This is a genomic window from Porphyromonas miyakawae (assembly GCF_045865415.1).
In the GTDB taxonomy this organism is placed as follows: domain Bacteria; phylum Bacteroidota; class Bacteroidia; order Bacteroidales; family Porphyromonadaceae; genus Porphyromonas; species Porphyromonas miyakawae.
On the sequence record NZ_BAAFSF010000004.1, the window covers coordinates 41761 to 52906 of the forward strand.

The 11146-nt window shown below is 42.6% G+C and carries 6 protein-coding genes; all 6 read right to left on the reverse strand.

Annotated elements, in window-relative coordinates; translation table 11 throughout:
- Window positions 1-479: 479 nt before the first annotated feature.
- Complete coding sequence (locus ACLWMH_RS05795; protein ID WP_411915760.1) at window positions 480-1247, reverse strand: Bax inhibitor-1/YccA family protein; 768 nt, start codon at window positions 1245-1247, stop codon at window positions 480-482.
- Window positions 1248-1261: 14 nt separating this feature from the next.
- Window positions 1262-3112, reverse strand: coding sequence for a glutamine--fructose-6-phosphate transaminase (isomerizing) (gene glmS / locus ACLWMH_RS05800; protein ID WP_411915761.1), 1851 nt, complete (start codon window positions 3110-3112; stop codon window positions 1262-1264).
- A 152-nt stretch (window positions 3113-3264) separates the two neighbouring features.
- Window positions 3265-4191 carry a GIN domain-containing protein gene (locus ACLWMH_RS05805; protein ID WP_411915762.1) on the reverse strand — a complete coding sequence of 309 codons (927 nt, stop codon included), beginning with the start codon at window positions 4189-4191 and terminating at the stop codon, window positions 3265-3267.
- A 71-nt stretch (window positions 4192-4262) separates the two neighbouring features.
- A complete protein-coding gene (gene secDF / locus ACLWMH_RS05810; RefSeq protein WP_411915763.1) occupies window positions 4263-7265 on the reverse strand; it encodes a protein translocase subunit SecDF in 3003 nt (1000 codons plus the stop codon).
- Between the two features lie 158 nt (window positions 7266-7423).
- Window positions 7424-9961, reverse strand: a complete 2538-nt coding sequence (locus tag ACLWMH_RS05815) for a zinc-dependent metalloprotease (protein WP_411915764.1) — start codon at window positions 9959-9961, stop codon at window positions 7424-7426.
- A 238-nt stretch (window positions 9962-10199) separates the two neighbouring features.
- Window positions 10200-10796: a superoxide dismutase gene (locus ACLWMH_RS05820; RefSeq protein ID WP_411915765.1), complete on the reverse strand. Its 597-nt coding sequence runs from the start codon at window positions 10794-10796 to the stop codon at window positions 10200-10202.
- Window positions 10797-11146 lie beyond the last annotated feature (350 nt).

Genomic DNA, 11146 nt, shown 5'->3' on the forward strand with positions numbered 1-11146 from the left:
TTTTTTCTGTGGTTGCAAGCTTCACAAATCCGTCCACACAGAGGGGAGCCAAGGAGACTTCAACAATCCTTCCATCCCTTCTCTTGTTGCAAAGGTACGTATTTTTGTTTAATATCAAATTATATGAGCTATAACTAAGTATACCCATTACTTGTGATGTTTGTCAAATCTATAATATCACTTATATGAATCTCGCAACCGTGGCAAAAAAAGGTATAGATGATTCAATTGAAATATCTATACCTTTTGAGTAAAAGATCGGTATCTTTCAAATGAAAGGTAGTGATATTTTTTCACCCGGAATCTGTACTTTCTGCGGTCATACGTTCTACTACTACAATGAAAAAGGAAGTATATAGTTGAGGAACTTTGAGAATAGAGAAAGGGGGAAAGCTGCTTATCACAACTTCCCCCCTATTCGCTGCAATTCAACCTGACAACTAGGTCATATTATTGTAAAAATTCCATATAAGATAGGCTTAGTCACTAGCTCGACCAATAAAACGAAGAAGATACAGGAAGAGATTGATAAAGTCAAGGTAAAGAGATAAAGCACCCATAAGTGCAATCTTCTGAACAGATTCATTATCAAGTACGCCATTGTAATTCTCCAAATCGTTCTTAATTCTATTCGTATCTACAGCAGTAAGCACCACAAAGAGCACTACCCCAATGAGAGAAATAATCAAATTAAGAATAGCACCACCTACGATCAAGTAGATAACACTAGCCAGGATGAGTCCTATGAGTCCCATCATCAGATATCTATAAAGAGGAAGTAAATCACGCTTTACAGAGAACCCGACAAAAGCCATTACGCCAAACATGCCTGCCGTTACAAAAAATGTAGTAGCGATTGATGTCATGGTATAGACAGCAAAGATCACGCTAAGGGTCACCCCATTTAGTATCGAATAGACAACCATCATTATGGTTGCCGTAGTAAAACTCATTTTATGAATTCGTGCCGACAAAACAAAAACCAACACCAACTCAGCAATGATGCACACCCACATACCCGCACCTTGTATTGCAAAGTAAAGGGGGGTATGCACGACCAGTAACGCAGTAAGAGCGGTTACTAACAAGGCACCGAACATCCACAAGAAGACCCTATTAAAGATGGCACTCGTGGGCATAGCCACATAATTGCGCTGTCCTATGTTATTTGAAGTGTATGTATCACCCACACCATAAAGAGGCGGTGGTGTAGCCTGCTGGCGTCTATTATCAAAATTTTCTTCCATAATAATTATTTAGCTTATTCTACTGTTACACTTTTAGCCAAATTTCTTGGCTGATCTACATCTTTACCATTGCAAACTGCTATGTAGTACGAAAGCAGTTGCAAAGGGATGATGGAGAGGATAGCCTCTAACTCAGGAGCCACTCTCGGAATTTGTATCGCATAGTCCGTAAGCTCCTGAATGTCCACATCTCCTTCACTGATAATGCCTATAATACGACCCTTACGAGCTTTGAGCTCTTGTATATTGCTTATAATCTTATCATACACGTCATCTTGAGGAGCAATCATTACAATGGGCATATGCTCATCCACCAACGCAATAGGACCATGCTTCATCTCTGCGGCAGGATAACCCTCAGCATGGATATAACTTATCTCCTTTAATTTAAGGGCGCCTTCAAGTGCTATCGGATAATTATACCCCCGCCCCAAGTAGATAAAATTCTTTACATCTGCAAAGACATGAGCTATTTCTTTGACCTCTTCTGACTGCTCTAAGATACGCTCTATATGATGCGGCAGATCAAGTAAGCCACGCACCAATTCTTCATACTTTTCAGTGGTGATTGTGTCATTATTTTCAGCTAATGAGAGCGCAAACATGGTCAACACGGTAACCTGTCCGGTAAAAGCCTTAGTGGAAGCCACTCCTATCTCCGGTCCTACGTGCGTATAAGTACCTGTATGGGCTTCTCTTGATATGGAAGATCCAATCACATTACAAATGGCATATATAAAAGCCCCTCGCTCTTTAGCCAGCTTGACGGCTGCTAACGTATCCGCTGTCTCCCCGGACTGAGATATAGCAATTACCACATCATGTGGCAAGATCACCGCATTACGGTAACGAAATTCCGACGCATACTCAACGACAACAGGCACACGTGCCAAACTTTCAATCAGCTGCTTGCCTATGAGAGCGGCATGCCATGAAGTACCACAAGCTACCATTACAATTCGCTCTGCAGAGGCTATCTGCTTTCCGTGATCTACAAACGAGGAGAGCTTGATACGCATATCGCGTTCACTAATACGACCGGATAAGCAATCGCCTAAGCAACGCGGTTGATCAAAGATTTCTTTGAGCATAAAATGCTCAAAGCCATTCTTCTCAATGGCACCAATCTCTATGTCAACATAGCTAAGATTGCAATTGACCGGTTCATTCTTAAGTGAATAAATCTCCGGTGCATGCCCTAATTTGAGAGAAGCGATCTCTCCATCACGGAGATAAATAACCTGACGTGTATACTCAAGAAATGGTGTACTATCACTACCTATATAAAATTCAGAGTAGTTGTTTTCTACCCCTATTACCAAAGGACTACTATTACGAGCTACCACCATTGCATCAGGCTCATCCTTATCAACGACAGCTATAGCATAAGCACCTATCAAACTTGACAAAGCACTCTTTACCGCAGCAAATAGACCGGACTGCAACTCTTGCTTTCTATGCTCAATAAGTTGGACTATTACTTCTGTGTCGGTATCACTCTGAAATTCATACCCCAATTCAATGAATTTTGATTTAATTTCGCGATAGTTTTCTATTATTCCATTGTGAACAATCACAATATGCTTGGACTGAGAATAAATAGGATGAGCATTTACCGTAGATGGCTCTCCATGAGTTGCCCAACGAGTATGAGCAATACCCAAAGAACCGGTTATATCTTGTTCTCTAGCTAAAGCATCTAAGGCTGCCACCTTACCTACCTGCTTATATACGCGCAACTCGTTATTTGCATTGAGAAGTGCTACGCCCGCACTATCATAGCCGCGGTACTCTAAACGTTGCAAACCCTTAATTAAAATAGGATATGCATTTTTACTTCCCATGTAACCAACTATACCACACATACAATGTAACCGATTTAATAATTTGATATATGTTCAAGACAACTGCTAAGCGCTTATCTACGACTCAACTAAATGCTTCATACTAAGTCATACCCCCCAAAAGATCATTTTACTCTACAAATATACGAAATAACCTAATATACCTGATATTCTTAAAGCATTCGCTCAGAGAATACTAATTCGGCGTTATCTTTCAGATCAATGTTCTGCTTACCGCTTACCTTCCCCATCAAAAAAAGTTTTGCTTCGTCTCCCACATTTGAAGTCTCTACCTCTTCGCAAGCGACCTCTGCATGAGCACACTCCGATAGATTCATCTTACACTTCGCCAACTTAAGCGCATAAGCCTGCATTTTCGTATGCCCCAATGCTCTATGAGCAAGATACTGTGCAGTTCCTTCCATATTGACCATACACTTACCTCCCATATTACATTCTACGGATTCCACCTTGCGGAGTGTCAGATCAGCCGTTCCCTCACCTAACATAGAAAGGCAAAGAGCACCGCCTTGCAAAGCTAAATCAGTATAGAAGTTGCCGGTAAGCAGTACCTTAGTGCGAAGCGCTTCCACAGTAAGTCCCAAAGTGCGGCTTCCGGTCCCCATCTGCTCCAGTGAGAACTCCTTAACTTTATTCACTCCATCAGCACATATTACAGAACCGGTTCCCATTGTAATAGAGGAAAGAGCCTCTACCTGCAATTTGACACTCACTTTACGCTTAGCCGCCCGCTCCATTAAATAGGGCAATAAGCGAATGCTTAAACGAGAGCCACGCAACTGACAGATCACTCCATCCAGATCACGTCTGGGGGCTTCTACAATCAACTGTTGCTCAGTACCAAAAGAGAGCGACAGATCAATTCCGCTCCCTATTTGCAAGCTTCTTATTTGACGATCAAAAGAGAAAACCCTCTGCTTGATATTACGTTTACGGTACTCAAGAAAGGAGAGTACACCGCCCAAAAGTGAGGCGGCGCCCACCCCAATGGATATCCAAAAGGGTGCACGCCGTACACTAAAGAACTCTCTTACACTCTCTTCAAATCGCTTCTCATCGAAGGAATGCTGATTATTCATAACTTATAATATATAAGACTATTACACCTTCATCTCTTTATGATAAGAGGTTGGTTGTACTTTTAAAACGTTTACTTCTTTGCCGGTTCTAATACCTTCTCTTCTTTATTACCCTTCTTCTGCAATGCATAGGCAATCGGAGCAGCTACGAACAAAGTTGAGTAAGTACCATAAACAACCCCTAAAAGGATAGCAAATGTAAAGCTACGCATAGAAGCCCCACCAAAGATGAAGATCACAAACATTACCAAGAAAGTAGTGATTGATGTGTTAAAGGTACGTGCTAGTGTACTATTAAGAGCATCGTTCATCACAGTGTACTTATCCCTATTCGGGTAAAGCTTAAAGGTTTCTCTTACTCGGTCAAAGACAACCACTGTATCGTTTATGGAGTATCCGATAATGGCCAATAGAGCAGCTATGAAGTTTTGATCCACCTCCATTGTGAAAGGCATAATCTTCCAAAGAAGTACATACGTAGCAATGATGGAGAGAGTGGTTATAGCCACCGATACGAAAACTCCTATCGAGTAATTCAAATGGCGGAAGCGTAATAGGATGTACAAAGCCATAAAGAGCAGAGAAAGAACAACCGCCAATATAGCCTTATTACTAATATCACGCGACATGCTTGCACTTACCTTCTGAGAGCTGACTATATAGTCTGTAAGGAAAGTATCCTTGTCCGGAGTCTGCTGATAGTTACCCTTCAGTGACTCATATAAAATATCATTCAGCGTTTCCTCTACTGTAGGATCACTTCCCTTCTCGATTAGATAGTTCGTAGAGATACGCACTTGCATACCATCCGTACCAATAGAGGTAAGCACCAATTTATTTTCAAGAGGAGTATTCAAATCAGCACGAAGCTTTTCGATGCTAACCGGCTGGTCAAAAGCAACTACATAGTTGCGTCCACCGGAGAATTCAATACCTCTATTCAAGCCTATTGTAAAGGCTCCGATGATACCTAAGATAATGAATGCCAAAGGAATCATTGGACCATACTTGCGGAAGCCAAGAATATTAAACTTCGGGTTAACTAAGAAATTCTTAGATACTGCTGTAGTATATGTAACCTTATTCAGTTTACCGCGCTTATCTAAAGCCTCAGCCACAATACGAGTTAGGAAGACTGCTGTAATGAATGAAGCGATCAAACCAATAATCAGCGTCGTAGCAAATCCGCGAATAGGACCTGTACCAAACACATAGAGGGCTATACCTGTAATGATAGTGGTTAAGTTGGAGTCGAAGATAGCAGAGAAGGCATTGTTATACCCATCTGCAAGTGACCGAGATATAGATTTACCGGCCCTAAGCTCTTCCTTAATACGTTCAAAGATAAGCACGTTAGCATCCACTGCCATACCCAGAGTCAATACCAATCCGGCAATACCCGATAAGGTAAGCACTGAGTGGAATGAAGCCAGTACACCAAGTGTAAAGAAGCTGTTAACGATAAGTGCACCATCAGCCAAGAGACCGGGGATCCATCCATACATCATGATCATGTAGATCATCAAAAGGATCAGTGCAATAAAGAATGATATGATGCCGGCGCGGATTGATTCCTGTCCTAAAGTAGGCCCGACTACGCTTTCTTGTTCAATAATTACAGAAGCCTCCATCTTACCGGAGTTTAGCACATTGGCCAAGTCAACAGTTTGATCTACCGTAAAGTTACCGGTGATTTCACTGTTTCCTCCAGGGATTTCACCATTTACGTTAGGAGCAGAGTAAACCACATTATCCAAGATAATGGCCAAAGGACGACCGATGTTTTCTTTGGTGAGTCGAGCCCAGCGGCGAGCACCTTCATCATTCATAGACATGGTAACCACAGGACCTCTATTAGCAAACTGTCCTTGTTGAATATCACTCTTGGCACTCGTTACCACTTCTCCACCCAAGTCTGGCTTACTATTACGTATACCTCTGATAGCATACAATTCGTAATAGTTTGTTTCTTTTTTTGTTTGAGGGTCTACTATCGGATTATTGCTCCAAAGAAGCATTAAGTCTTCACGTATAAAGCCACGCCCATGAGCTATTTCGAGCAAGCTATCGATACGGTTCATATCGGAAGCACGCGCAACGCCCACAACTGCGCCTCTATTGGTCGGCTGCAAGAGGCTGAAGAGAACGTTATCCTTTGCAGCTTTGTCAGTTGCCGGAGTCGTTTGCTTCGGCTCCTCGGTTGCTGCGGTTTCAGGAGCCTCTGTAGGCGTATCTACTTCTTCCGTTTTAGGTTCGGTTACTTCCGTCGCTTCAGGTTGCGCTGCCACTTCTGCTGCCGGCTCCGTTACTTTTTCGCCTGAAGCCAGTGCAGATAATCGTTCGTTGGCGGTAATCAGATCCTGCTCTACCTCATTATAGAGATAAACTCTGCGAAACTGCAGATTAGCACTTCTTTGAAGAAGATTGCGTACTCGTTCCGGCTCAGTTACACCCGGAAGCTCTACCATAATACGGCCTTCGCCTTCAATTCGCTGAATATTGGGAGCAACAACTCCGAAGCGGTCGATACGAGTACGAAGTACATTCACCGATGCTTCAGAGGCACTTACAAACTTTTCTTTAAGTACCTTAATAACCTCTTCATCAGCACTACGCGCTGAGATTTGCTCACGAAGGTCACCACCTACGAAAAGTGCAGCCAACTGCCCATTGGGATTCAGCTTATGATACTCATCGACAAACTTATCAATGTAGTCCCCACTCTTGGTAGAGGATTCAGCATTATCCAAAGCCTTAAGGAAGAGAGGATCATCATTGCTACCGGACAAATTCAACAAAAGGTCCTTTGCATTGATTCTCAACACCACATTCATTCCCCCCTTCAGGTCAAGTCCCAAGCCCACTTGCTGCGTTCTTGCCTTTTTCAAGGTCTGTCCGAACCAGACCTTCTCATTAGCCATAGAATCCAAATAGGCCTTACCGTCCAAACCTTGGGCAATCATTTCTTCGGCCTTACGATCATAGTGGTTTACTACCGGGGTAAACGATAGGTAATAAGCACATATAAGTGCTAATGCCACCGATATAAACAGCACAAATCCTTTGTTTTGCATCTTAAGTTTATTCGCTCAATATCATTTTATTACTCTTGCAAAGGTAGCAAAATTATAGAGAAACAAATACGCAGGACATGCGCAAGTGCAGTGGGCCTGTTATTTGCACACTACACGCACACTCTTGCATTCCTTCTCGTTGCTCTACGCTACTCTATTTACTTATTATCTCGCATGGAAAGTGCTTCATGTATCCGCTTTGCATGATAACGGAAGAAAGCGGCATCTTCAGGCTTTGCACTGCGTGCCAAAGCCGTATAACGCTTCTCAATTTCTTCCAAACGCATCATCCAGTAGGGAGCTACTACACTCTTATCTATAGCCCCATAGTTTCCTGTATAGCGGAATGTGCTTGTTTCCATCTCCTTTTGTTCTCGTTTGGTCAGACTACAGGGCAGAGCCGGCTCTGTTGCGATTCTGCTCCATTGCTCTTCCACTACTGCGAATGCATTTCCCTTTTGCTCTTTTTCAAGACCTGAAGAGAGAAGCATTCTATCGATAGCAAGCTTCTCAATCATCTTCTCACGCGGAGTCAGCTTCGAGCCCTTTTTAGAGCCTGTAAAGAGTCCGTCCACTACATCGCGCGTATAGGCATCCAATGTATAGGCATTTTGCTCTCCACTGTTTTCAAAGTCATGTACTCGTTTAATGTTGGGCGTACGGAAAAGTGAATTTACCACATAGGAGGTTATTTGGTCACCCCTACTTGCCACACCGTTTGATATACGTTGCATAAGGGGTTTTGGGCAGAGCCAATCTGCTACGGAGTGGGCTTGTGCACTCAACCATCTGACAGCCTTCTGCTGGTCTACCTTTGGTATATATTCGTATGAGAGCTGTCCATCACCCTGGCGAGCTTCCGTAAACTTTATTCCTCCTATATAGGCAGTAATGTGTCCCACGTGACGAATGTATTGATACATAATTTGCTTATGGGTGTCGGACAGATCATCGTATGATTCGCCTTTTTTCAATAGCCACTTATCCAAATTACGTACAATGATCTTCAGGTTACTGATACTCATATCACTTGCTGTGAAGTGATCATTAGAAAGGTCCTCTGTTTGATCTGTCGGATCAACTGTAAAGGGGAACTGCTGTGCACCGAAATGGCACTTTTCATCCTTGTAAAGTTCCTCTATCTTGGCATCTAAGAGCTTTTTTTCCTTACGTATGGATAGGTTTCCGGGATATATTCTATAGCCCCAATCAATAGCTGCTATATCATACACACCAATAATGGGGGGCACCAAGCGCACGCCACGCTCCAAATCGCCCGGCTGTGCCACGTAATTGTTACGTGCATAGTCCATTATACTCGGAGTAGTACCATACTTCTGTGTAAACTCAGGATCACGCAGCTGATCAATGGTAAATGCGTAGCTTGCACCCATATTGTGCATAAGCCCCAACGTGTGCCCTATTTCGTGTGCAGCCACATAACGTAAACTTTCCTTCATCACCTCATCAGGAAATACATTGGTATGCGTTCGCTTATCCACAGCCCCTGTCTGCACGAAACGCCAGTCGTGAACCAAACTTAGTACATTGTGATACCAAATAACCTGCGCAGAAATAATCTCTCCGCTACGAGGGTCTACATAACTGGGGCCCATGGCATTCTCAATGGAAGTAGTCACATAGCGAATGACATTGTATCGTACATCGTTAGGATCAAAATTAGGATCATCTGTAGGATAATCACGTGCTTGAATAGCATTCTTAAACCCGGCCTGCTCAAATGCTATATTCCAATCCTCCACAGCTTGTTTAATCGTTGGACGCCACTTCTCCGGGAATGCACTATCCACATAGAAGACAATAGGCTGTACCGGCTCTGTCAGCTCTCCACGAAAATAGGCCTCAGGATCTTTGGGCTCCAGTCGCCAGCGGTGAATAATATTGTAATACTCCACCTTGTCGCGCATAGTAGAATAGAGTTTCTTTCCGGAGAAAAAATATCCAATTCTATTATCTTGCAAGCGTGCCTTCATGGGTTCTTTAGGCAATAGCAGTATAGAGCGCTGCATTTTAAGCGTATAAGTATTACCATGGGGAGGTGTGACATAATTCAATACACTCGTTATCTCAGCATTAAGCGGATAGGCTTTGGCATCTACAATTACCGAAGCACTTTTATTGAGAGATCCCTTTATATTGTTATTTCTTACTCCTTCCGGCACAGTTATTAGCGGAGAAATACTCTTTTCATCCGTTGTGAAGAAATCGGTTACATCGATCAGGTAATTACCTTTCATTCGATCTATAATCGGGAAGGCCTTTATAATCGACGGTAAGGCATTGTCGTGGAAGGCACCGGTTATGGACTCCCCATTAGGTACCACAGCAGAAGTTTGCGGACACTCCATATACACATTTAGTGTATCCTTACGAAAGCGAATCAAAATATTGCTATTCACCTGTGAGGCAACCCATTCTTTCGTATTGCTTGTAGCCGCCACACGACTAATCAACAGAAGGTCTCTACCAAGTAGGCTGTCGGGGATGGCGAAATAAAGTTTTTGCTTACCCGTCAAATGTACATCCATGAACCCACTCTGCTTCGTGGTCCCTTTGACAGTTTGCTCATACTTTGTAAGTGGTTTTGTCGCTTTTTTTGCGTTCTTTCGAGCGGCACAGCTCGGAAGAAATAGGCCAACAGCTACAATCAGTAACAATAAATTCAACCTTCTCATAAATATCTTTTTTACGTTGTTTAGTGTCTCTATCCCCCACAAAGATAGGAATATAGCGGCAAATAGCACACAATATCTCATACACAAGCGTCTCACTCAGGAAGCTAATACCTCTGAGTGATCTTTATGATGGCTCCTCACATAAAGGGAGTATATTCCATAAACGAAAAAGGAGGGGAACACGCAAGATCCCCTCCCTTTATCGGATTTTCTATAGTTAACCTAATTGATCACCGGATCAATATTTAGGACACTCTTCGTAACGCTTTTCAATTTCGCTCCAAAGAATAATGCTCCAGAAATCCTTTACGTGATCAGCACGTCTATTCTGATAGCTCAAATAATAAGCATGCTCCCACACATCGCAGCACATCAGGGGATTCAAACCGGCACGATAGGGACTACCTGCATTGGGGCAAGACTCTATACTAAGCTCACCTTTTTCGTCTGCTGCAAGCCAAGCCCAACCACTTCCAAAGAGTCCGGTGCAAGCATTGTTGAATGCTTCTTGGAACTTTTCAAAACTACCCCATTTTTTATCTATAGCGGCAGCTAACTTACCTGAAGGCTTACCTCCACCATTCTTACCACAAAACTGCAAGAAATAGAGGTTATGGTTCAGTACCTGACCGGCTTGGTTGTACATCTTTCCTTCTGCCTTTTTCACGATTTCACCAAGCGTCATATTTTCAAACTCGGTTCCGGCAATCAACTTATTCAAGGTATCTACATACCCCTTGAGGTGCTTTCCGTGGTGATAGGCTATTGTTTCTGCACTAATTACAGGTGCCAGGGCATCTGCTCCATAGGGTAACTCAATCAACTTGTGTGTCATATTCTCTCTTTAATAGTTAATGTTTTACTTCTTATATTTATTTCCTTTTCTTTTGTAACAAAGATAACGATTATCCTTAGATATAATCAATAGACAGCCTCTATAAGGCAAATCATTCTTTCTATACATCAATTATTTAGCAGCTATTCTCCCACCCCAAAAGCCTATTCTTCGTGTGGGGAAAAATGTTCTGATCTTTTTATTGAAACATCTGTATCTTTTGATCAAAAGGTATTGATGTTTGGTTTGAAAAGTATAGATCTTTTATCGCCCCAAAGGTAACATTGCCTTTTCAAAGAGATTTCCTTCTGCAAATGAGGCTTTTGTGAAGCAGCGCATCTTAACCTTTA